General features: G+C 61.0%; 22 protein-coding genes. 4 read left to right on the top strand and 18 right to left on the bottom strand.

Annotated features, from left to right (window positions below):
- Window positions 1-250: 250 nt before the first annotated feature.
- The 4 genes from ACM6I6_RS05600 to glnT form a co-directional block, all read right to left on the bottom strand.
- Window positions 251-1,573 (bottom strand): FMN-binding glutamate synthase family protein, encoded by a 1,323-nt coding sequence (locus ACM6I6_RS05600; RefSeq protein ID WP_046817536.1) that lies wholly within the window; start codon window positions 1,571-1,573, stop codon window positions 251-253.
- Window positions 1,574-1,593: 20 nt separating this feature from the next.
- The gene (locus tag ACM6I6_RS05595) at window positions 1,594-2,277 is read right to left on the bottom strand and encodes a protein glxC (protein WP_046817537.1); all 684 of its coding nucleotides are present in this window, start codon (window positions 2,275-2,277) and stop codon (window positions 1,594-1,596) included.
- 11 nt (window positions 2,278-2,288) lie between these two features.
- Window positions 2,289-3,194: a class II glutamine amidotransferase gene (locus ACM6I6_RS05590; RefSeq protein ID WP_414919564.1), complete on the bottom strand. Its 906-nt coding sequence runs from the start codon at window positions 3,192-3,194 to the stop codon at window positions 2,289-2,291.
- Between the two features lie 141 nt (window positions 3,195-3,335).
- On the bottom strand, window positions 3,336-4,670 hold the full coding sequence (gene glnT, locus ACM6I6_RS05585) for a type III glutamate--ammonia ligase (protein ID WP_274077848.1): 1,335 nt from the start codon (window positions 4,668-4,670) through the stop codon (window positions 3,336-3,338).
- 274 nt (window positions 4,671-4,944) lie between these two features.
- Between glnT and ACM6I6_RS05580 the strand changes: the two genes are divergently transcribed.
- Window positions 4,945-5,544: a helix-turn-helix domain-containing protein gene (locus ACM6I6_RS05580; RefSeq protein WP_008061438.1), complete on the top strand. Its 600-nt coding sequence runs from the start codon at window positions 4,945-4,947 to the stop codon at window positions 5,542-5,544.
- A 730-nt stretch (window positions 5,545-6,274) separates the two neighbouring features.
- Here ACM6I6_RS05580 and ACM6I6_RS05575 read toward each other — a convergent pair.
- Window positions 6,275-7,477, bottom strand: a complete 1,203-nt coding sequence (locus ACM6I6_RS05575; protein WP_414919563.1) for an NAD(P)/FAD-dependent oxidoreductase — start codon at window positions 7,475-7,477, stop codon at window positions 6,275-6,277.
- A 290-nt stretch (window positions 7,478-7,767) separates the two neighbouring features.
- On the opposite strand from ACM6I6_RS05575, the gene ACM6I6_RS05570 reads away from it, so the two are divergent.
- Entirely contained in the window at window positions 7,768-8,337 is a 570-nt protein-coding gene (locus ACM6I6_RS05570) for an RrF2 family transcriptional regulator (RefSeq protein ID WP_274077398.1), read from the top strand.
- A gap of 3 nt (window positions 8,338-8,340) precedes the next feature.
- On the opposite strand, the gene ACM6I6_RS05565 is transcribed toward ACM6I6_RS05570, so the two are convergent.
- Together ACM6I6_RS05565 and ACM6I6_RS05560 are read right to left on the bottom strand one after the other, a co-directional pair.
- Window positions 8,341-8,679 carry a hypothetical protein gene (locus tag ACM6I6_RS05565; RefSeq protein ID WP_274077399.1) on the bottom strand — a complete coding sequence of 113 codons (339 nt, stop codon included), beginning with the start codon at window positions 8,677-8,679 and terminating at the stop codon, window positions 8,341-8,343.
- Between the two features lie 73 nt (window positions 8,680-8,752).
- Window positions 8,753-8,971, bottom strand: coding sequence for a hypothetical protein (locus tag ACM6I6_RS05560; RefSeq protein ID WP_274077400.1), 219 nt, complete (start codon window positions 8,969-8,971; stop codon window positions 8,753-8,755).
- Window positions 8,972-9,151: 180 nt separating this feature from the next.
- On the opposite strand from ACM6I6_RS05560, the gene ACM6I6_RS05555 reads away from it, so the two are divergent.
- Window positions 9,152-9,388 carry a hypothetical protein gene (locus ACM6I6_RS05555; RefSeq protein WP_274077401.1) on the top strand — a complete coding sequence of 79 codons (237 nt, stop codon included), beginning with the start codon at window positions 9,152-9,154 and terminating at the stop codon, window positions 9,386-9,388.
- A 92-nt stretch (window positions 9,389-9,480) separates the two neighbouring features.
- Here the strand turns inward: ACM6I6_RS05555 and ACM6I6_RS05550 are convergent, their stop codons facing one another.
- From ACM6I6_RS05550 to ACM6I6_RS05530, 5 genes are all read right to left on the bottom strand, one after another.
- The gene (locus ACM6I6_RS05550; RefSeq protein WP_274077402.1) at window positions 9,481-10,494 is read right to left on the bottom strand and encodes an ABC transporter substrate-binding protein; all 1,014 of its coding nucleotides are present in this window, start codon (window positions 10,492-10,494) and stop codon (window positions 9,481-9,483) included.
- The gene (locus ACM6I6_RS05545; protein ID WP_414919562.1) at window positions 10,491-11,033 is read right to left on the bottom strand and encodes a sigma-70 family RNA polymerase sigma factor; all 543 of its coding nucleotides are present in this window, start codon (window positions 11,031-11,033) and stop codon (window positions 10,491-10,493) included. The genes ACM6I6_RS05550 and ACM6I6_RS05545 overlap by 4 nt, the downstream gene beginning before the upstream one ends.
- 168 nt (window positions 11,034-11,201) lie before the next feature.
- A complete protein-coding gene (locus ACM6I6_RS05540; RefSeq protein WP_414919561.1) occupies window positions 11,202-11,993 on the bottom strand; it encodes a phosphate/phosphite/phosphonate ABC transporter substrate-binding protein in 792 nt (263 codons plus the stop codon).
- A 134-nt stretch (window positions 11,994-12,127) separates the two neighbouring features.
- Entirely contained in the window at window positions 12,128-13,069 is a 942-nt protein-coding gene (locus ACM6I6_RS05535; RefSeq protein WP_414919560.1) for a fatty acid desaturase, read from the bottom strand.
- A gap of 168 nt (window positions 13,070-13,237) precedes the next feature.
- Entirely contained in the window at window positions 13,238-13,435 is a 198-nt protein-coding gene (locus ACM6I6_RS05530; protein ID WP_274077406.1) for a DUF2188 domain-containing protein, read from the bottom strand.
- A 219-nt stretch (window positions 13,436-13,654) separates the two neighbouring features.
- Between ACM6I6_RS05530 and ACM6I6_RS05525 the strand changes: the two genes are divergently transcribed.
- The gene (locus ACM6I6_RS05525; protein ID WP_414919559.1) at window positions 13,655-14,017 is read left to right on the top strand and encodes an NUDIX hydrolase; all 363 of its coding nucleotides are present in this window, start codon (window positions 13,655-13,657) and stop codon (window positions 14,015-14,017) included.
- Between the two features lie 10 nt (window positions 14,018-14,027).
- On the opposite strand, the gene ACM6I6_RS05520 is transcribed toward ACM6I6_RS05525, so the two are convergent.
- The 6 genes from ACM6I6_RS05520 to catA all read right to left on the bottom strand — a co-directional run bounded on the left by ACM6I6_RS05520 (window position 14,028) and on the right by catA (window position 20,132).
- Window positions 14,028-14,801: a 1,6-dihydroxycyclohexa-2,4-diene-1-carboxylate dehydrogenase gene (locus ACM6I6_RS05520; protein WP_274077408.1), complete on the bottom strand. Its 774-nt coding sequence runs from the start codon at window positions 14,799-14,801 to the stop codon at window positions 14,028-14,030.
- A gap of 134 nt (window positions 14,802-14,935) precedes the next feature.
- Entirely contained in the window at window positions 14,936-15,949 is a 1,014-nt protein-coding gene (gene benC, locus ACM6I6_RS05515; protein ID WP_406592445.1) for a benzoate 1,2-dioxygenase electron transfer component BenC, read from the bottom strand.
- A 10-nt stretch (window positions 15,950-15,959) separates the two neighbouring features.
- Entirely contained in the window at window positions 15,960-16,448 is a 489-nt protein-coding gene (gene benB, locus ACM6I6_RS05510; RefSeq protein ID WP_414919558.1) for a benzoate 1,2-dioxygenase small subunit, read from the bottom strand.
- Complete coding sequence (gene benA, locus ACM6I6_RS05505; RefSeq protein ID WP_323608056.1) at window positions 16,445-17,809, bottom strand: benzoate 1,2-dioxygenase large subunit; 1,365 nt, start codon at window positions 17,807-17,809, stop codon at window positions 16,445-16,447. The genes benB and benA overlap by 4 nt, the downstream gene beginning before the upstream one ends.
- Window positions 17,810-18,044: 235 nt before the next feature.
- Complete coding sequence (locus tag ACM6I6_RS05500) at window positions 18,045-19,004, bottom strand: AraC family transcriptional regulator (RefSeq protein ID WP_274077412.1); 960 nt, start codon at window positions 19,002-19,004, stop codon at window positions 18,045-18,047.
- A gap of 198 nt (window positions 19,005-19,202) precedes the next feature.
- Entirely contained in the window at window positions 19,203-20,132 is a 930-nt protein-coding gene (gene catA / locus ACM6I6_RS05495; RefSeq protein ID WP_414919557.1) for a catechol 1,2-dioxygenase, read from the bottom strand.
- Window positions 20,133-20,146: the final 14 nt, after the last annotated feature.

Genomic DNA, 20,146 nt, shown 5'->3' with positions numbered 1-20,146 from the left:
AAGGCGATCTTTCGGACGCCTTCGCCGGCAAGCCGGGCTCCTACAGACGAAGGCGATCTTTCGGACGCCTTCGCCGGCAAGCCGGGCTCCTACAGACGAAGGCGATCTCTCGGACGCCTTCGCCGGCAAGCCGGGCTCCTACAGACGAAGGCGATCTTTCGGGCGCCTTCGCCGGCAAGCCGGGCTCCTACAGACGATGGCGATCTTTCGGGCGCCTTCGCCGGCAAGCCGGCTCCTACAGAAGCAGGTATCAGTACCCCGAACCCGGAATCCAACTGGTCCCCGCCAGCGGCACCCGTGCCATGGCCGCCGATTCCACCGTCAACGCCACCAGGTCCTCCGGATCCAGGTTATGCAGGTGCGACTTGCCGCATGCCCGGGCCATGGTCTGTGCCTCCAACACCAACACCCGCAAATAATTGGCCAGACGGCGACCGCCTTCCACCGGGTCCAGGCGCTTGGACAATTCCGGGTCCTGAGTGGTGATCCCGGCCGGGTCGCGGCCGTTCTGCCAGTCGTCATAAAAACCGGCGGCTGACCCAATCTTGTGCAGTTCTTCATCCAGGCGCGGGTGGTTGTCGCCCAGCGCAATCAGTGCCGCCGTGCCAATCGCCACCGCGTCCGCGCCCAGCGCCATGGCCTTGGCCACGTCGGCTCCGTTGCGAATCCCCCCCGAAACGATCAGCTGCACCTTGCGGTGCATGCCCATCTCTTGCAAAGCCTGTACCGCTTGCGGGATGGCCGGCAAAATCGGGATGCCCACGTGTTCGATAAACACTTCCTGGGTCGCCGCCGTGCCCCCTTGCATGCCATCGAGCACGATCACGTCGGCCCCGGCCTTCACCGCCAGCTTGACGTCGTAGTACGGCCGGCTCGCGCCGATCTTCACGTAGATCGGTTTTTCCCAATCGGTGATTTCGCGCAGCTCGGCGATCTTGATCGCCAGGTCATCCGGGCCGGTCCAGTCCGGGTGACGGCAGGCGCTGCGCTGGTCGACACCGATCGGCAAGGTGCGCATGCCGGCCACCCGCTCGGTGACTTTCATGCCCAGCAACATGCCGCCGCCACCGGGTTTGGCGCCCTGCCCCAGGACGATTTCGATGGCGTCGGCCTTGCGCAGGTCATCCGGGTTCATGCCGTAGCGCGACGGCAGGTACTGATAGACCAGGTGCTGCGACTGCCCGCGCTCTTCCGGGGTCATGCCGCCGTCACCGGTGGTGGTGCTGGTACCGGCGATGGTCGCGCCGCGGCCCAGGGCTTCCTTGGCATTGGCCGACAACGCACCGAAACTCATGCCGGCGATGGTAACCGGAATCTTCAGGTGGATCGGCTTCTTGGCGAAGCGGTTGCCGAGGATCACATCGGTGCCGCACTTTTCCCGATAGCCTTCCAGCGGATAGCGCGACACGCTGGCGCCGAGCAGCAGCAGATCATCGAAGTGCGGTACCTTGCGCTTGGTGCCGCCGCCGCGAATGTCATAGATGCCGGTCTCGGCGGCGCGCTGGATTTCCTGGATGGTCAGGCGGTCGAAGGTCGCGGACTCGCGCAGCACCGGAGTATTTTTCTCGCTCATATCTATTCTCCTCGCGTGGATCAGTACGCGGACGCGTTATCGACTTTGAAGTTGTACAACTGACGGGCCGAGCCATAGCGCTTGAAGTCAGCCGCCTTGTGCTCAAAACCGGCGCGGTTGAGCAGCACCTGCAGTTCTTCCAGGTGCTCGGCACGCATCTCTTTCTCGATGCAATCGGAGCCCAGGGACGCGACGCTGCCCTTCACGTAGATGTGGGTTTCGTACAGCGAATCCCCCAGCGCATCGCCGGCATCGCCGCACACCACCAGGCGCCCGGCCTGGCCCATGAAGCAGCTCATGTGACCAATGCTGCCGCCGACCACGATGTCGATGCCCTTCATGGAAATCCCGCAACGGGCCCCGGCATCGCCTTCGATCACCAGCAAACCGCCATGGGCGGTGGCGCCAGCGGCCTGGGATGCACTGCCCTTGATGCGCACGCAGCCGGACATCATGTTTTCCGCGACACCGACGCCGGCGTTGCCGTGAACGGTGATACTCGCTTTCTGGTTCATGCCGGCGCAGTAGTAACCGGCATGCCCCTGGATATCGATGGACACGGCCTGGTTCACGCCAACGGCGAGGTTGTGCTTGCCGTTGGAGTGGGTCACCACCCATTCGCGGTCTTCTACGTTGTGCACCTGGTCATGCAGCGCCTGGTTGAGGTCGCGCACGCTGGCGATGGAAAGATCGATGGTTTTCATGTGTGCGCTCCTTAAGCTGACTCGCGTTCCCAGATGTACAAGGTGGCCGGTGCCGGCTCCCAGATCCTGGCGTTTTCAATGCCCGGCAGGCTCGACAGCGCCTGATACTCCGAGGCCATGGCCACGTAGTCGTCAGTCTCGGCGAGGATCGCCGGCTTGCAGGCGATCGGGTCGCGGATCACCGCAAAGCCGTTGCGGGTGCCGATGGCGAAGGTGAAGAAGCCGTCGAGGTCCTCCAGCGCATGGTCCAGCGCCTCTTTCAACGAGTCGCCTTGCTGCAGGCGCCAGGTCAGGTAACCGGCGGCCACTTCGGTGTCGTTGTCGGTTTCGAACTGGATGCCCTCACGCTTGAGTTCCTGGCGTAGGCGGAAGTGGTTGGACAGCGAGCCGTTGTGCACCAGGCACAGGTCGGCGCCGGTGGAAAACGGGTGGCTGCCTTCCATGGTCACCGCGCTTTCGGTGGCCATGCGGGTGTGGCCGATGATGTGGCTGCCCTGCATGCCGGCCAGGCCAAAGCGCTGGGAAATCTCCTGGGGCAAGCCCATGCCCTTGAGGATCTCGATGCTTTGCCCGGCGCTCATGATGCGCACGCCCGGCGCCAGTTCGGCGAGGGCCAGGCGTACCGGCGCCTCCTCGGCGTTGATCTTCAAGACGGCGGCGCTGGCGTTCTGAAACCAGTCCAGCGAGCAACCAAGCCGGCCTTCCAGTTCACCCATCAGGGCGCTCCAGTCGAAGCTTTCGCTGGTGGCCTGCAGGGTCAGCTTGACCCAGCCATCGGCCACTTCATCGCCATAGATGGCGAAGCCGGCACTGTCCGGGCCACGATCGGTCATGGCCTGCAACATCGGTTCGAAAAGCTGGCCCAGCCGGGATTCCAGCTGCGGGTTTTTCAGGTAAAGACCTACGATTCCGCACATTAGAACAGTCCTCACTTCGTTCGGGAGCTGCAAGCTTTGAGCTGCAAGCAATCCGCATAGATAGAAATATTCGTGACACGCCGCCAACCCGCTGTTACTTGCGGCTCGACGCTTGCAACTCGTAGCTGCCGCCCAGCAACCTCAGAAAAACTCCGTATAGCGCGCGATTTCCCAGTCACTCACATGGCGGCTGTACTCCACCCACTCCATGCGCTTGAGCTTGATGAACTCGCCGACGATCTGCGGGCCCAGCACTTCGGCGAACAACGGGTCGGCCTCCAGCGCATCGCAGGCTTCCTTGAGCGACTGCGGCAGGGTCTTGATGCCGCGGGCGGCGATCTGCTCCAGGCTCAGGCTGTAGAGGTTTTCGTTGCAGACGTGATCGATTTCCAGCTGGCGGTCGATGCCGTCCAGGCCCGCGGCGATGATCGCGGCGCTGACCAGATAGGGATTGCAACCGGCGTCCGGCAGGCGAAATTCCAGGCGGCCATAAGGCACCCGGACCATTGCCGAGCGGTTGTTGGCACCAAAGGCGATGAACGCCGGTGCCCAGGTCGCGCCGGACAACGAATTGCCCACCACCAGGCGTTTGTAGGAGTTCACCGTGGGGGCGGCGAAGGCACACAGCGCCGGCCCATGAGCCAGCAAGCCGGCAGCGAAGTGATAGGCCATTTTCGACAGGCCCATGCCGCTCGGGTCGCTGGCGTCATGGAACAGGTTCTTGTTCTCGGCGCTGCTGATCGACAGGTGAAAGTGCATGCCATTGCCGGCGCGTTTCGGGTCGGGCTTGGGCATGAACGAACAGATCATGCCCAAGTCATTGGCGATCTCGCCGGCGGCCATGCGAAAGAAGGTGAAGCGATCCGCCGAGGTCATGGCATCGCTGTAGGTGTAGTTGATCTCGAACTGGCCGTTGGCGTCTTCGTGATCGATTTGATAGACCTCGAAATCCACCGCCTGCAAGGCTTCGGTCAGGCGCTCGAGGAACACCCGGGAGCGCGACAGGCCTTTGTAGTCGTAGCAAGGCTTGTCCAGGTTGTCGCTGAGGTCGACCAGTTGCAGCTTGCCCTGCTCGTCGCGACGCATCAGGTTGAACTCCGGCTCCAGGCCGGTATTGAGGGTCCATCCCTTGTCCTCCAGACGGCGGATCTGCTGCTGCAACACGTAACGGCTGTCATAGGGATGGGGTTTGCCATCGACGTGACCGACGCACACCACCCGGCCATACCCCGGCTGCCAGGGCACCGGTGTCAGCGTGGACAGGTCGCCGCGGGCCATGAAGTCGGGACCGTGGGGCTCCATGCCCATGCCACTGATCGCGAACCCGGCAAAACCGGCGCCCTCTTCGGCCACCGTCTTGAGCCCACAGATCGGCACCGATTTGGTCTTGGCCGCGCCATGGATATCGACAAACTGCGCAAGCACGTATTTGATCCCGTGCTTGTCGATAATGCGCTGTGTCTCTGCTGGCAACATTGCTCGTCACTCCTCGCGAAAGGCAAATCAGTTGTGGGTTGGCCCTGACTTTCTCTTTATTCCTGAAAAGAAAGTTTGTTTCCCAATAGGAATGCAAGGCCCTTGCCAGCTTCGCGAGTGACTCGTGAAAAGCGTTATCTGTGCTGTTTATATGGGAAAATTCTTTTCCCCATGGGAATATTGATCGGTATATGCGCGCCCGGACGCCGCGATTTGCACTTTCCCAGTGCGAAACTAATATTACTGAACGGAAAGTGTGCAGGATCCGATGACTATGCCGACCGAAACCGCCCCGCGCCTCAAGCTTGAGCAATACCTGGGTTTGCAGATCAAGCGCCAGCGCCAGGCCCAGGACCTGAAGCTGGCCGATGTGGCCAAGATTGCCGATATCAGCCAGGGCATGTTGAGCAAGATTGAAAACGCCCAGGTCTCCACCAGCCTCGACACCCTCAGCCGTCTGTGTGACGTGCTGGGCCTGCCCCTGTCGAAACTGTTCAGCGAGTACGACCAGCAGGATGGCAGCGCGTTATTGGTCAAGGCTGATCAGGGGATGGAGGTGGTTCGCCGCGGGACCGAGAAAGGTCATACCTACCATCTGCTCAATCACACCCGTGGCCCGAAGAAGAGTTTCGAGGCCTACATGGTGAGCATGGATGACGCCAGTGAAGAGTTTCCGACCTTCTCCCACCCGGGGACGGAGTTTTTGCATTTGCTGGAAGGTGAGTTGATTTATCGCCATGGCAATCAGCTGTATCGCATGGAGGCCGGGGACAGCCTGACCTTCGAAGGGGAAATTCCCCATGGGCCGGAGGAGTTGGTGCAGGTACCGATCCGGTTGTTGTCGATCATGAACTACGGTAGCGACAAAGAATGATTTCGAAGGGCTCTTTGTCTTTCCCCGTAGGTGCTGGGCCAGCGAAGTCAGCATAACGGCCACCCTCGCATCGCCAGCAAGCCGGCTCCTACAGATTTGTGTACTGCCCCACAATCCGCAGGCACCCGAAAACCTGTAGGAGCTGGCTTGCCAGCGAAGGCAGCATAACGGCCACCCTCGCATCGCCAGCAAGCCGGCTCCTACAGATTTGTGTACTGCCCCACAATCCGCATGCACCCGAAAACCTGTAGGAGCTGGCTTGCCAGCGAAGGCAGCATCATGACCACCATCGCATCGCCAGCAAGCCGGGCCCAAAGAGGCGCGTCATGCCACAAACCCAACATACCCCGCAGATCCTGTAGGAGCTGGCTTGCCAGCGAAGGCAGCATAACGGCCACCCTCGCATCGCCAGCAAGCCGGCTCCTACAGATTTGTGTACTGCCCCACAATCCGCAGGCACCCGAAAACCTGTAGGAGCTGGCTTGCCAGCGAAGGCAGCATCATGACCACCATCGCATCGCCAGCAAGCCGGGCCCAAAGAGGCGCGTCATGCCACAAACCCAACATACCCCGCAGATCCTGTAGGAGCTGGCTTGCCAGCGAAGGCAGCATAACGGCCACCCTCGCATCGCCAGCAAGCCGGCTCCTACGGAGAAATGTCCATTTGCATTTAAAAATCCCGCCCGGATATTCCGGACGGAATTTTTTCAATCACACAACCTCACCCCATTCACGCAATCGGAATCAACGGATCCGCTGCCGCCCAGGCGCTTTCACGGTTGGCCGCCGGTGGGTAGATCCACACGGTGTTGATCTGGGTCTTCAGCGACTTGCCTTCCTGCCGGGTCAGCTTGACCTGTCGGTCCCAACCTTCGGTGTACACCGCTCCCCAGGCCCCCAGGTCCAGGCAGGTCACGTATTTCGGCTGGCTGTACGGTGTCGGGTCCACGCCGAGGATCTGTGCGGCGACGTTGTTGCCGGCATGACGGCCCAGCACGATGGCGTGCTGGCAGGTCATGAGTGCATGGTTGCCAATGTCATCACTGGCCGCGTAGGCCACGTCGCCGGTGGCGAAGATGTCGGGCTGGCCGATGACTTGCAGGTGAGCGTCGACGTGCAGTCGGCCCAGGTGATCGCGTTCGGCGGGGATCTGCTCGGTCAGCGAGCTGGCACGCACGCCGGTGGTCCAGATCACGGTCCTGGCGTCGATGCGCTGGCCGTCGGACAGGGTCACGCCGTTTTCATCGACGGCGACCACTGAGGCGTTGAGGTGCCATTTCACCCCGGTTTCCTCACTGGCTTCGGCAATCTTCTCGGTGATTTGCGGGCCCATGGAGCCGCCGACCTTATTCCCACGATCGACGATGATCACGTTGATGTCCGCCCCCTCCCCCAGGATAGCGCGCAAACGTGTGGGCATTTCAGTCGCCGTTTCGATGCCGGTGAAGCCACCGCCGGCGACCACGACCGTGTTGCGAGACTGGCTCTGCGGCTGATTGACCAGGGACTTGAGGTGGGCTTCCAGGCGCATGGCCTGTTCGATCTGGTCGACGTCGAACGCATGCTCGACCACACCCGGGGTGTCCGGCAGGGCGAGACGGCTGCCGGTGGCCAGAACGAGTTTGTCGTAGATGCAGACCTGTTTTTCGCCCTGGGCATCAACATACCCGACACGTTTCTGCTCGACGTCGATGGTCTCGGCGGCGCCCTTGATGAACCGCACGCCGATCTCATCGAACAGTTCGCCGATCGGCGCGGCCAGTTGGTGGGCGTTCGGCTCGTAGAAGCGTGGACGCACACGCAGTTCGGCTTGAGGCGCCAGCACCGTCACCTCAACGTCATTGTGGCCGTGGATATCGAACAGGCGAGTAGCGCTCAAAGCGGTCCACATGCCACCAAAACCTGCGCCAATTACCAGGATGCGTTGTTTCATTTTTAACTCCAGGGGAAAAACAGGCAATGAAATGGGCTCAGGGGGTTGGCACTCGCATTCGCTTGGATGCGGCTTTCGCTCCCGACCTGATAACTACGACTTTATTGTTCGCAGTTAAATCGAGCAAGATGTTTTTCTCAATGGTTCGAATCGATCCCATCGATACAGCGGCCAAACCGCACTGAATCTGCAGCCTGGAAGGCCTTTGCAGCGCCTGGAGAAAAATCGCGATCGTTGCCCGGCTAAGGGTCAGCTGCTAATATTTGCGACTACATTAGTCGGAGATCGATATGTCTCTTTACAGCGCGGGTGTCGAGTACGGCATTCACTGCCTGATTTTCCTGGTGGGCAATGGTGGTGAGACCCGCGAGGCGAGCGTGCGGGACCTTGCAGAGTTGCAAGGCGTGCCGCTGGACTATCTGGCAAAAATCTTCACCAAACTGGCCAAGGCAAAACTGGTGGTGGCCACCGAAGGCGTGCGTGGCGGCTTCAAGCTGGCGCGGCCCGCCGATGAGATCAGCCTGCTGGACATCGTCAATGCCATCGACGGGGCCAAGGCCATTTTCGAATGTCGGGAAATCCGCGGTCGTTGTGCGTTATTTGCAGGCGAGGTGCCCGAATGGGCAGTGGACGGCCATTGCTCGGTGCACGGCGCCATGTTGACTGCGCAGAAGCGCATGGAAGAAGCCCTCGCCCAGCAGACCATCCTGGACATCGCCAGGAGGGTCGGGCGAAAAGCACCGGCGCAGTTCAATGCGCAGGTCGAGAGCTGGATGAACGATCGGCGGGAAAAGAAAGGCACCGCGAGTGCCCAGGGCAATGTCGATCAGCTTATCCAGGTCACCGAGATCGACGGCTGAACCCTACAGGCAGTCCCGCACCGCCTGGCGCATGACCCCTGACTTTGCCCACGGCGGCCCCTGGTAAAGCGAAACCCGACTGCCGTCCTTGTACTTGACGATATCCAGCACTTCATCGGCGGTTATGATGCTCGGCGCGGTGATCCGGTAGCCGTTGGAAATCGATGTCTGGGTCGTCTTGGCGATCTCTTTTTGCCATGCCGGCAATACACACGCTGCTACTTCCTTGGGTAATTTGTCGCTCGGCTTATTGTAGTTCGGCTCCCCTGGCACCAGGGACGCGGGCAACGAACACCCCGCCAGCAACGCCATTACCACTCCCCCCATCAACACTCGACTCATGAAGCATCCTTAAACCTGAAAAAATAAAATGTAGCCTGTTGCCGCGCTGACAGCCATTTTGTTGCATCGAGCCTCAGTGACCGACGCTTTGATCGCCGGTGTCCGGGTAGGTTCGCTCGTTGAGATAAGTCGTCCATCGTTCGAAGGCTTCGTGTTGCCATAAACTGACCCGCTCCCATTCCGCCCCGCTGAACTGGTGCTCGGAAATCAGCTTCATCATTTCGCTGGTGGCCGCATCCAGATCGGCCTTCAGTTCCTGGGCATGCGCCCGGAAGTCATCGGTTGTCGTCATTTTGAATGGACCCTGCCCTGGTAAAATGTCGGCACTTCAATACGACAGCAAACGACAGCGAATCTTGCGAAGGGCGCAAAATTCCCGACCAAAGGTAGCCCTTTGGCATCAGAAGAACACTACGCCCCGCCGCGGGAATGGGTCTAAAATTTCGTAGCACGAAGTTACGGGAGATCAGTCATGTGGCTTAACGAACATGAACAAACGCTTCGGCGTGATCTGCAAGGGCTGGCATCGGACCTGCGCTGGTCGGCGGTTGAGCTGTTGCGCATCGCCGAACGATTGCGCCTGTCAGGCAACGAGGTCGACGCCGAAGCCGTGAAGCGCCTGTGCGATTTGTTCCAGGGCGATGAACAACGGCTGTCGGGTTATGCCGAGGAAGTGAAGGCCAAGATCATCAGTCGACACAAGGCCTAATAGCGGGGGGCATGGGGTGAAAAGGGCACTCTGCATCCTCCCTACCCTGATCACGGTGCTGGCGGGCTGCAGCACCGATTCAGAAAACCCGCTTACAATTTCGCGGTGACACGCTCAGCCACCTCCTCCGGCACCCAGCCCTTCCAGACCTGCGGCTGATCCCGCAGGAAGGCTTCTGCCACCTGACGCGGTTGCAGGCGCTTTTCGCTCATTTGGCCGAGAGTATGGTTGAGCAGGTCGATCGGCAGGTCGACCTTTTCGAAGAACGCCACCAGGTCCGGGTACTGCGCCTTGAAAGGCGCGGACACGCCGATCGCCAGGCTCGCCGGCATTGACCGGGTGCCCTTTGGATGCGGGTTGTTGGCGTCGGCCAGGGTCTTCCAGGCTTCGGCGTCGAACGCCGGCTCGTCGAGTTTCACCAGTTTGAAACGCCCCAGCAGCGGCGTGGGCGACCAGTAGTAGAACAGCACCGGTTTGCCGCGACGGATCGATGACGCCACCTCGGCATCCAGTGCCGCACCCGATCCGGTGCGGAAGTTGACGAAGCTGTCGGTCAGGCCATAGGCCTTGAGTTTCTGGCTGTTGACGATCTCCGAGGTCCAGCCGGTCGGGCTGTTGAGGAAGCGTCCACGGCCCGGGTCTTCCGGGTCGCGGAACACGTCCTTGTAGCGGGTCAGGTCGGCGACGGATTTCAGTTCCGGGGCCAGGGGCTTGATGCCACGTTCAGGGTCGCCCTTGATCACGTATTCCGGCACCCACCAGCCTTCGGTGGCGCCTTTGACCGTGTCGCCCAGACCGAACACTTTGCCCTGCGCAGCGGCTTTGACCCACGCCGGACTGCGCCCGGCCCACTCTTCGCCGATCACCTGGATATCGTTTTTGGCCAGTGCCGCTTCGAGGCTGACGGTGCTGCCCGGCAAGGTATCGGTCGGGTAGCCGTAACCTTTCTCGACGATCAAGCGCAGGATTTCGGTGATCAGGCTGCCGCTTTCCCAGGTGATGTCGCCGAAGTGGATCGGCGCGGCTTTTTCTGCGGCGGGAACCTGGGTTGCCACCAGGCTCAGGGCCAGCAGCGAACTGCCGAGCAAGGTTTTGAGCGATTTCATGCAGACCTCCAGTTCAGGGAATTCAAGGGTTGGTTGGCGCAGTGCCGGGCACACAGGGCTTGGGAGCGCGTCATGTAATCGCTGACCGAGCGTTGGGAAATGCCCAATCGGGCGGCAATCTGCGGGTAGGACAGGCCGTCGACTCGCGACAACAGGAAGGTCGCCCGAACCTTGCCCGGCAAGCGTTCAAGGGTGCGGTCGAGGCCATGCAATGTTTGGGTCAGTTGCGCCTGTTCTTCAGGCGAGATCGCTTGCTGTTGATCAACCTGTTGCAACTGTTCGAGGTGCTGGCGTTCCAGGTCGCGACGGCGCCACAGCTGATAGAGCAAGCGCTGGGCAATGGTGGTGAGCAAGGCGCGGGGCTCGCGGATCGGGGTCAGTGCTGGCGATTCGAGCAACTGCAGGAAGGTCTCGGCCGCAATGTCTTCGACGCTGGAACTGGCGCCCAGGTGCCGGCGCAACCGAGCGCACAGCCAAGGGTGATGGGCGCGGAACAATGCGCCCATGTCGTTGCGATGGGAAAGGTCGGTGCCGGACATAGAGGCTCCAAGGGTTAGGGGTCGCTGAATGTCCGGTGATCCGGTGGCGCGATCCTAGCAAGGAGCCTTATTCATTAATAATACTAAAAAAGAATTTTTATATTCCTTTTAAGGTCAAAAGATCGCAGCCTCGCTTTGCGAGATAACTCCTACAGGTGAAGATCCTGCCTACCTTAATCGTCCATACCCCAAATCCTCGGCCTCTCGCTGATAGGCGAGAACGATTTGATAGTCGCTTTCGCTGGCCGGCAAAACCTCCTGCAGTCTCAGGATTTCCCTGACTTCGGGCAATTGCTGCAGCGTCATGTTCATTACCTGCTGCATCTCCGCGACCTGTGCATCGGTGGCGCTCGCGGCCGTAATGAACGGCAAGGTCGGGCTGAATGCACTGCGACCGACTATTCGCAAGCCAGCCACTTCGTCTTCGGCGTGTCGCGCCAGATAGGCAAAGGTCACGCTGTCGATGGCCGCCAGGTCCGCTTTGTCTTCACGCACCCAGCGCAGGCTTTCCCGGTGGCTGCCGCTGATTCCGACACGGGCAAAAAACCGCCCCTCTCGCTGCAGCGCAGCCAGGCGGTGACGCAGCAGGTTCATGCCGCTGTTGGAATCTTCGCCGTTGATCACGCCACGGCTGCCGCGAAATGCGGGCAAGCTGCGCCGTGGATCATCGGCGCGACTGAGCAACAGGCTGCAATGATTGCCGCCGCTGGCGTCCGGCAGTTCGTAACGAGGACGACCGATGACCCGCACTCGCCCATGTAACACGGTCATCAGCGGGTAGCCGCAGGTTTGCGTCAGCAGCAAGTGCGGCGACAGCCAGAGGTCCAGTAGCGAAAGGCCCTCGGCATCGCGGCGCGTGGCGCCCAGTTGCTGGAGGATGAGTGCCAGCCAGCGCTCGTTGGCTTGGCGGACCGGTTCGGGGGCGACGTACATCAGTAATTCAGCCAGGTGTTGTGTCATCGAAATATTCCAATACAACGACATTCAAATGTGGGAGCGAGCTTGCTCGCGATAGCGGCGTGGCAGGCACATCAATGTTGGATGTCATGGCCTCTTCGCGAGCAAGCTCGCTCCCACAGGGAATTCATTCGCAATCAGTGAAAAGGGTGCCGCGGGCTGTCGATGGCCCTCACCCCGTGCCGGCGCCATAACTGGCCATAACCCTGCACCAGAAACCCGCCGCTGCGCGCCAGCCATTGCTCGCGACGCGCCTGATAAGCGCGGGGCAAGTCGTACCAGGGCAGCCCCGGCAAATCGTGGTGCACCAGGTGCAGGTTGAGGTTCAGGAACAGCCAGCGCCACGGCCAGGCGGCTTCATTGAGGACCGTCCTGTGCTCGGGCGCGGCATGGGGCCGGTGTTCGTAGTAGGAGCGAATCATGGCAATCGACAGCGCCGGCACGCTGACCAGCAACAGGTAATGCCACACCGGCAGCACGCTGTAGCGGGCGATGAACAGCAACATCAACAGGGTCAACGTGCCGTGGCTCAACCACATCAACCAGGCCTGTCGCTCACCCGCCTTCAAACGCTGCAGTTCTTCCCTTGCCAGCGCCAGCAAAGCCAGCGGAGCGCCCAGGAGGAAACGCCCCAGCACGGTTTTGTTCAGCCAGTGCAGGCCTTGCTCGAACACTGAACTGCCCTGCCACTGCCCGGCGCTCAGGTAGCGGCTTTCCGGATCGCGGCCCGGCAGGGTCAGGTCTTCATCGCGGTGATGCAGCAGATGGCTGTCGCGATACAGGGTGTAGGGATACCACACGGCGAACGGCGCGTAGCCGAGGATCTTGTTCAGCCATACCCAGCGGGTGGGATGACCGTGCAGCAGTTCGTGCTGCAGCGACAACCAGAGCACCAGCAACGGGATCAACAACAACGTGCTGCACCACAGGCCCAACCAGTGACCGCCCAGCATGATGCCGAACCAGCCGGCGTACACGCCGATCAGCAGCAGCCAGGTCGGCCACTCGGTGCGAGCGGTCAGGCGTTGGCGCAAGGTGTCGATTTCTACACGGTGGGCGTTGTCGAAGTAATGGGGCATGGCGTTGCTCGGATCGGGGACCAGTCCCCTTCTGTGCAACGGCGCCGGGTTTTCTTGCAGATTATTTTTGTCGAGTTCTACAGGGATCAATTGTGGGAGCTGTTCGCTCCCACATTGGTTGCGCAATCAAGACCCGGTATCCATAGGACCGGGGCCTTGAGCCTGCCTTCATGTCGCTTGCTGATTGCGAGGCTTGGTTGAGCGGGCTTTATAACCCGGCAGCGCAGCCGCAAAGGCCAGCGCCTCTTCCCGACTGGCAAACGAGCCCAGCCGGTCGCCCTGGGTGCAGACCCGCCATGGGCCGTTGTTCACACTCAGAACGTCATAGCCGTTCATGTGCATCTTGTTCAACATCGGAACGCTCATAGTCACCTCCATCTTGGCAGTGATCACAGGGTTGACTTGCCTACCTTACACCCCCCTGCCGTGAAGAGGCCGACCAGACGTCGAGTCAGGCCAGTGGCAGCGAGATTGCACTTTTAGACACCTTTGTTGTTCAAAATGTCCAGGAAAGCTTGCAACGGATTACGGCCCGAATATTGCATTTTTGTTACACTTATGTGACAGCCTGGATTGAATGAACAGATGAAAGTACGTGCAACCGTCATTTGCGAGCACGACCGCCATATCCTCATGGTGCGCAAGGCCAGAAGTCGCTGGATGTTGCCCGGCGGCAAGGTCGAGCGCGGTGAGACCGTGCAGGATGCTGCATTGCGCGAGTTGCAGGAAGAAACAGGGCTGGGCGCCGAGGATATGCTGTACCTGATGGAACTCGAAACAGGGGGCACCCGACACCATGTCTACGAAGCATCGTTGCTCGATGCGGAGCAGGCGCGACCGCTAAACGAGATTTTCGATTGCCTCTGGTACCCGCTGGATTCGGTGCAGAACTTGAACCCCAGCGACGCCACGCTGCAGATCATCAGAGCGTTTCAGCGTCGCCTATAGTCAACCCGCCTCAGCCTTGGTCGCCACCGCCCACCGGCATGACCATGCCGGTGATGTAGGACGCCTCGTCGCTGGCGAGGAACAGAATGGCGCCGGCCTGCTCATCCAGCGTGCCGTAACGCTTCATCAAACTGCTGTCGAGGGTCTGATCGACGATCTGCTGGTACCAGACCTTCTCTTGCTCAGTCTGCTCGGCCGCATTGCGCGGCACTCGCCGCGGCGGTGCCTCGGTGCCGCCAGGCGCCGTGGCGTTGACCCGAACGCCGCGACCGGCGGTTTCGAACGCCAGGCACGCGGTCAGCGCATTCACCCCGCCCTTTGCTGCGCCGTAGGGCACACGGTTGACGCTGCGGGTGGCGATCGACGACACGTTGACGATAGCGCCACTGCCCTGCTCCAACATGTACGGCAAGGCGGCATGGCAGCACCACAGGGTCGGGAACAGCGAACGGCGCACCTCGGCCTCGATCTGCGCCGCTTCGTAGTGCTCGAACGGCTTGGCCCAGATGGTCCCGCCGACGTTGTTGACCAGCACGTCGAGACGAGCGAAACGCTCGATGGCGGTTTGCATGACCCGGTTGCATTCCTCGTATTGCTCAAGGTCGGCGGTCAGGGCCAGGACCTGGCTGTGCGGGGCCAGTTGTTGCTGCACTTCGAACACCAGGTCCGAGCGATCGACCAGGATCAGCTTCGCGCCTTCAGCGGCCATGCGCTCGGCAACGCACCGCCCGATGCCCTGGGCCGCCCCGGTGATCAGCGCGACTTTGTCGTGGAATCTGTTCATGTGTACCTCACACGCCGCCCCCTGTAGGAGCTGCCGCAGGCTGCGATCGTTTGATCTTGATTGTAAAAAACAAAATCAAAAGATCGCAGCCTGCGGCAGCTCCTACAGGGGAGGCGTCGTCGTATGGAGTGGGTTCAGGCCGCGCTGGCGGCGAATTTCTCGTAGTAGAAATTGGCCGGCGCAATGCCCTGCTCACGGATGAACTGGCTGACCGCTTCGACCATCGGCGGCGGGCCGCACAGGTACAGATCTACGTCGCCATCGTTCAAGTGCTTGGGTTCGATGTGCTGGGTCACGTAGCCCTTGCGCGGGTGCTGGCTGTCGGGGCTGGCCACGCAGGCGCTGTAGGTGAAGTTGGGGATGCGGGTGGCGAAGGCTTCCAGGCGGTCGAGTTCCACCAGGTCGAAGTCGTGGGTCACGCCGTAGATCAGGTGCAGCGGGTGTTCACTGCCCTGCTCGGCGATCTTCTCCAGCATCGCGGTGAACGGCGCCAGCCCGGTGCCGCCCGCCAGCAGCAACAACGGCCGACGGATATCGCGCAGATAGAAACTGCCCAGGGGCCCGGCCAGGCTCATGCTGTCGCCGGCCTTGGCCATGCCGGTGAGGAAGCTGCTCATCAGGCCGCCGGGCACGTTGCGAATCAGGAAGCTGACTTCACCGTCGCGCTGCAACGAGCTGAACGAATAGGCGCGGGTCTGCTCGCTGCCGGGAATGCCCAGGTTCACATACTGACCCGGGAGGAATGCCAGCTTGCTCAAGGACTCGCCCTTGATCGACAGGGCAATGGTGCTGTCTGACAACTGGCGCACGGCGCTGATGGTGGCGTCATAGCTGGCCTGGCTGGTGCGGCAGACATCCGAGGACACCGGCACCCGCACCACGCAATCGCTCTTGGCGCGCATCTGGCAGGTCAGGACATAACCTTGCCCGGCTTCTTCGGGGCTTAAGGCGTCTTCGATGTACTCATCGCCCAGGTCGTAGCTGCCCGCTTCGGCAAAACACTTGCAGGTGCCGCAGGCGCCGTCACGGCAGTCCAGCGGAATATTGATGCCCTGGCGGTACGCGGCATCGGCCACGGTTTCGCCGGCATTGGCGTCGATGAACCGGGTGACGCCGTCTTCGAAGTTGAACGCAATGGAATGGGTCATGACGGCAGCCTCACAAGTGGTAAACATCGATGACCTGGCGAACGTAGTCGTTCTTCAGGATCACTTTCTTGGCCTTGATCAGAGGGTTTTCACCGCGTACGTCAAGGGTGTAGAAACTGCCGCCGAAATAGCTGTCGACGGTCTTGTAGCGAAAGCTCAGGGTGTGCCAGTTGAAGCGCACCTTGCACAGGCCGTCGGCTTGTTCCAGCAGCTCGATGTTGCTGATGTTGTGGGAGGTGCGGGTGTCCGGCACGGTGGCACTGGAACGCTCGGTCTTGATGCGGAAGATGCGGTCTTCGAGGCCGGTGCGGTTGCCGTACCAGATCAGCGAGATTTCCCGCTGCGGGTCTTCGGTCAGTTCGTCGTTGTCGTCCCAGGACGGCATCCAGTAGGTCGCGTCGGGGGCATACAGTTCCAGCCACTCGTCCCACTGGCGGTCATCGAGGTAGCGTGCTTCGCGATAGAGGAAATCGCGCACCGCTTCATAGGAAATGGTCATAACACATCCTCCACGGCGATCAGTTTCGACTGCTCGGCCGCCAGGGCCTTGAGCATGGTCTGCTGCCAATACTTGTGTTGCAGCACGAACAGGCCTTCGTCTTCGGTGCGCACGCCGCTGAGCAGCGGGTGCAGGTCGATTTCCTTGGCCGCGTCATCAGCGCCTTCGATCCAGTGTTCGGCGCCACGGGACATGTCGTTCCAGGTGGTAACGCTGCCCTGGTAGCTGGTCTGGCAGGAGCGGAACTCTTCCAGGTCGTCCGGCGTGGCCATGCCGCTGACGTTGAAGAAGTCTTCGTACTGACGAATCCGGCTCGAACGCGCGTGATCGCTTTCGCCCTTGGGGGCGATGCAGTAGATGGTGATTTCGGTGCGGTTGACCGAGATCGGCCGGGCGATACGGATCTGCGAGCTGAACTGGTCCATCAGGTAGACGTTGGGGTACAGGCACAGGTTGCGCGAGTTCTCGATCATCCAGTCGGCGCGGGCCTTGCCGAAATCTTGCGCCAGCTCATCGCGACGCTCGTACAGCGGACGGTCCTCGGGGTTGGCCCAGCGGGTCCAGAGCAGCATGTGGCCCTTGTCGAAGGAGTAGAAACCACCGCCCTGCTTGGCCCAGCTGCCGGCGCTCATGGTCGGGTTGGTGTCACCGGCTTCACGCTGTTTGCGCTGGTTCTGGGTGGCAGCATAGTTCCAGTGCACGGAGCTGACGTGGTAACCGTCGGCACCGTTTTCGGCGGTGAGTTTCCAGTTGCCTTCGTAGATGTAGCTGGAAGAACCGCGCAGCACTTCCAGGCCGTCGGTGGACTGGTCGACGATCATGTCGATGATCTTCGCCGACTCGCCCAGGTGCTCGACCAGCGGCAGCACATCGGCCTTGAGGCTGCCGAACAGGAAACCGCGATAGGACTCGAAGCGCGCCACCTTGGTCAGGTCGTGGGAGCCTTCGCAGTTGAAGCTCGACGGGTAGCCGGCGTTGGCCGGGTCCTTGACCTTGAGCAGCTTGCCGGAGTTGTTGAACGTCCAGCCGTGGAACGGGCAGGTGTATGAGCTTTTGTTGCCGGACTTGTGCCGGCACAGGGTCGCGCCGCGATGACTGCAGGCGTTGATGAAGGCGTTGAGCACACCGTCCTTGTTGCGCGCGATGAAGATCGACTGGCGCCCCATGGTGGTGGTGTAGAAATCGTTGATGTTGGGGATCTGGCTTTCGTGCGCCAGGTACAGCCAGTTGCCTTCGAAGATGTGTTCCATCTCCAGATCGAACAACCGGGGGTCGGTGAACATCTCGCGTTTGCAGCGATAGAGGCCCTGCTCTGGATCGTCTTCAAGCAGGGATTGCAAATATTCGGGTCGCAGGGTCATGGCCGCCGCCTCCATTGTTATTGTCCAGGCAGGGGTCATGCTAGGACGGGGCGATGGGGCGGACTATCCGCGGGGTGCAGACCTTTATCCGTTTTGTGCAGGGGCTTGGGATGGACACCGCCCCCCCCCTTGTAGGAGCTGGCTTGCCAGCGAAAGCGGTGGGTCAGGCAACTTCAATGTCGCCTGATACGCCGCCTTCGCTGGCAAGCCAGCTCCTACAGGGGGTCGGGTTGACTCAGTGGCGGCGCTTGAGGGTGTCCGATGGCAACTCGCCGAACTGCTTGCGGTAGCTGTCGGAGAACCGGCCCAGGTGCAGGAAGCCGTAGTCCATCGCCACTTCGGTGACGTTGCGCACGTTGCAGGTCGGGTCGCTCAGGCAGGCGTTGATGCGTTCCAGGCGTTTCTGGCGCAGGTAGTTTTTTGGCGTCAGGCCGGCGTTGCGTTCGAACAGTCCGTACAACGAGCGCAAGCTCATGTGCGCCTGGCGCGCCAGCTCTTCGCTGTCGATGTCCTGCTTGAGGTTATTGGCGATGTAGTCGGCAATCGCCTCGAAGGTGGCCGTTTGCGAGCCCAGTTCAAGGCGACAGACGTTGGTCTTCATCAGACTGAGCATCTTGCTGACGATGATTTGCGTGTAATGCTCCTGCACCCTGGGAATCTGCTCGCTGGATTCGGCCTCCTGGCAGATCATCGCCAGCAGATTGACGAAGCCTTCCAGTTCATTGAGCTGATAACGGTTTTCCAGGAACCGCACGCCCTGCCCCGGATAGCGCCAGCGCTGCTCATCGCAGACGGACTCGAACAAACGGGTGGGGACTTTGAGGATGAATTTTTCGCAATCGGCGGAATACGTCAGGTCCACCGGATCGTCGGGGTTGATCAGCAACAGTTCGCCGGGGGCGAAGTAGTGCTCCTGGCCGTGACCGCGCCACAGGCAGTTGCCGCGCAGCAGCACTTGCAGGTGGTAAATGCTCTCCAGCGCACCGGAGGTCACCCGCACACTGGCGCCGTAGCTGATGCGGCACAGGTCGAGACTGGCGAATTTACGATGATCGAGGCTGGCCAGCGGGCGGCCGGCTCGGGGCATGAGGATGCAGTGATTACCGACGTGCTGATTGACGTAGCCGGACACCGCGTAGGGGTCGGCCTGGTCGAATACTCTGCTGCGCTGACTCAACAGTTGAGTTTGCATCATCGGGTCACTCTCGTTGTTATTATGGTTTGCGTCGGGACATTCTAGAACACTGGGTCATTCGCTCGGGATAATCCAGACCGTTAACCGAAACCCCCTGTGGGAGCGGGCTTGCTCGCGAAGGCGGAGTGACAGTCAACATAAGTGTTGAATGTTAAACCGCCTTCGCGAGCAAGCCCGCTCCCACAAGGGGGGTTGCTATCAGTCTTCCAGTGCGCGAACCCGCTCGTGGCGCTGCTGCTCTTCAGGCTGGGCGGTAGACTGCAGGGTGAAATCGAACTCGATTTCGGCAAAACGACCGCTCACACCATGGGCCGCCGCGCGCTGTTGATCGTCGCTGAAAGTGATCTTGGCGATCAGCTCGTCACGGGTGGCGTAGGCGAAATCGTCATGCAGGTATTTCTCACCATCCAGGTTGATCTGGGTCGTCAGGTGGCGATGGTCCGGCGCGGAAATGAAGAAGTGCACGTGCGCCGGGCGCTGGCCATGACGGCCCAGTTGATCGAGCAGTTGCTGGGTCGGACCGTCCGGTGGGCAGCCATAACCCGACGGCACGATGCTGCGGAAACAGTAGCGGCCTTCGGCATCGGTGACGATGCGGCGACGCAGGTTGAAATCCGATTGCGTAGGGTCGAAGTACGAGTAGGTACCACCGGTGTTGGCGTGCCACACGTCGACCACGGCACCGGCCAGGGGCTCGCCAGCGGTGTTGAACACGCGGCCTTGCATGAACAGGGTCACACCCGGGTCGACGCCGTCATCCAGACGGGCTTCGCCTTGGGACAGCGGTGCACCGGCCACGTACAGCGGGCCTTCGATGGTGCGCGGGGTGCCGCCGGACTTGCCGGCCTGCTCGTCTTCGGCGTCCATCAGCAGGTCAAGATAGTGCTCAAGGCCAAGACCGGCCACCACCAGCCCGGCTTCCTGGCGCGCACCCAGCACGTTCAGGTAGTTGACCGCTTTCCAGAACTCTTCCGGGGTCACGGCCAGGTCTTCGATGATGTTCACCGAGTCACGCAGGATGCGGTAGATCAAGGCCTTGGTGCGTGGGCTGCCGGCATCGTTGTGCAGGCCGCTGGCCTCTTCGAGAAATTTCTGGACTTCGGCAGTGTGGGAAATCTTTACGTTCATCAGGGGTTCCTCAT

The organism is Pseudomonas sp. IT-P218, assembly GCF_949767605.1.
GTDB lineage: Bacteria > Pseudomonadota > Gammaproteobacteria > Pseudomonadales > Pseudomonadaceae > Aquipseudomonas > Aquipseudomonas putida_AE.
Note: the sequence above shows the minus strand (reverse complement) of the source record. Positions and strands in the feature narration are given on the sequence as shown.

Excerpts from the sequence above, each read along its gene's own strand:
- ACM6I6_RS05600 (WP_046817536.1), bottom strand. The coding sequence starts at position 1,573 with ATGAGCGAGAAAAATACTCCGGTGCTGCGCGAGTCCGCGACCTTCGAC.
- ACM6I6_RS05595 (WP_046817537.1), bottom strand. The coding sequence starts at position 2,277 with ATGAAAACCATCGATCTTTCCATCGCCAGCGTGCGCGACCTCAACCAG.
- ACM6I6_RS05590 (WP_414919564.1), bottom strand. The coding sequence starts at position 3,194 with ATGTGCGGAATCGTAGGTCTTTACCTGAAAAACCCGCAGCTGGAATCC.
- glnT (WP_274077848.1), bottom strand. The coding sequence starts at position 4,670 with ATGTTGCCAGCAGAGACACAGCGCATTATCGACAAGCACGGGATCAAA.
- ACM6I6_RS05580 (WP_008061438.1), top strand. The coding sequence starts at position 4,945 with ATGCCGACCGAAACCGCCCCGCGCCTCAAGCTTGAGCAATACCTGGGT.
- ACM6I6_RS05575 (WP_414919563.1), bottom strand. The coding sequence starts at position 7,477 with ATGAAACAACGCATCCTGGTAATTGGCGCAGGTTTTGGTGGCATGTGG.
- ACM6I6_RS05570 (WP_274077398.1), top strand. The coding sequence starts at position 7,768 with ATGTCTCTTTACAGCGCGGGTGTCGAGTACGGCATTCACTGCCTGATT.
- ACM6I6_RS05565 (WP_274077399.1), bottom strand. The coding sequence starts at position 8,679 with ATGAGTCGAGTGTTGATGGGGGGAGTGGTAATGGCGTTGCTGGCGGGG.
- ACM6I6_RS05560 (WP_274077400.1), bottom strand. The coding sequence starts at position 8,971 with ATGACGACAACCGATGACTTCCGGGCGCATGCCCAGGAACTGAAGGCC.
- ACM6I6_RS05555 (WP_274077401.1), top strand. The coding sequence starts at position 9,152 with ATGTGGCTTAACGAACATGAACAAACGCTTCGGCGTGATCTGCAAGGG.
- ACM6I6_RS05550 (WP_274077402.1), bottom strand. The coding sequence starts at position 10,494 with ATGAAATCGCTCAAAACCTTGCTCGGCAGTTCGCTGCTGGCCCTGAGC.
- ACM6I6_RS05545 (WP_414919562.1), bottom strand. The coding sequence starts at position 11,033 with ATGTCCGGCACCGACCTTTCCCATCGCAACGACATGGGCGCATTGTTC.
- ACM6I6_RS05540 (WP_414919561.1), bottom strand. The coding sequence starts at position 11,993 with ATGACACAACACCTGGCTGAATTACTGATGTACGTCGCCCCCGAACCG.
- ACM6I6_RS05535 (WP_414919560.1), bottom strand. The coding sequence starts at position 13,069 with ATGCCCCATTACTTCGACAACGCCCACCGTGTAGAAATCGACACCTTG.
- ACM6I6_RS05530 (WP_274077406.1), bottom strand. The coding sequence starts at position 13,435 with ATGAGCGTTCCGATGTTGAACAAGATGCACATGAACGGCTATGACGTT.
- ACM6I6_RS05525 (WP_414919559.1), top strand. The coding sequence starts at position 13,655 with ATGAAAGTACGTGCAACCGTCATTTGCGAGCACGACCGCCATATCCTC.
- ACM6I6_RS05520 (WP_274077408.1), bottom strand. The coding sequence starts at position 14,801 with ATGAACAGATTCCACGACAAAGTCGCGCTGATCACCGGGGCGGCCCAG.
- benC (WP_406592445.1), bottom strand. The coding sequence starts at position 15,949 with ATGACCCATTCCATTGCGTTCAACTTCGAAGACGGCGTCACCCGGTTC.
- benB (WP_414919558.1), bottom strand. The coding sequence starts at position 16,448 with ATGACCATTTCCTATGAAGCGGTGCGCGATTTCCTCTATCGCGAAGCA.
- benA (WP_323608056.1), bottom strand. The coding sequence starts at position 17,809 with ATGACCCTGCGACCCGAATATTTGCAATCCCTGCTTGAAGACGATCCA.
- ACM6I6_RS05500 (WP_274077412.1), bottom strand. The coding sequence starts at position 19,004 with ATGATGCAAACTCAACTGTTGAGTCAGCGCAGCAGAGTATTCGACCAG.
- catA (WP_414919557.1), bottom strand. The coding sequence starts at position 20,132 with ATGAACGTAAAGATTTCCCACACTGCCGAAGTCCAGAAATTTCTCGAA.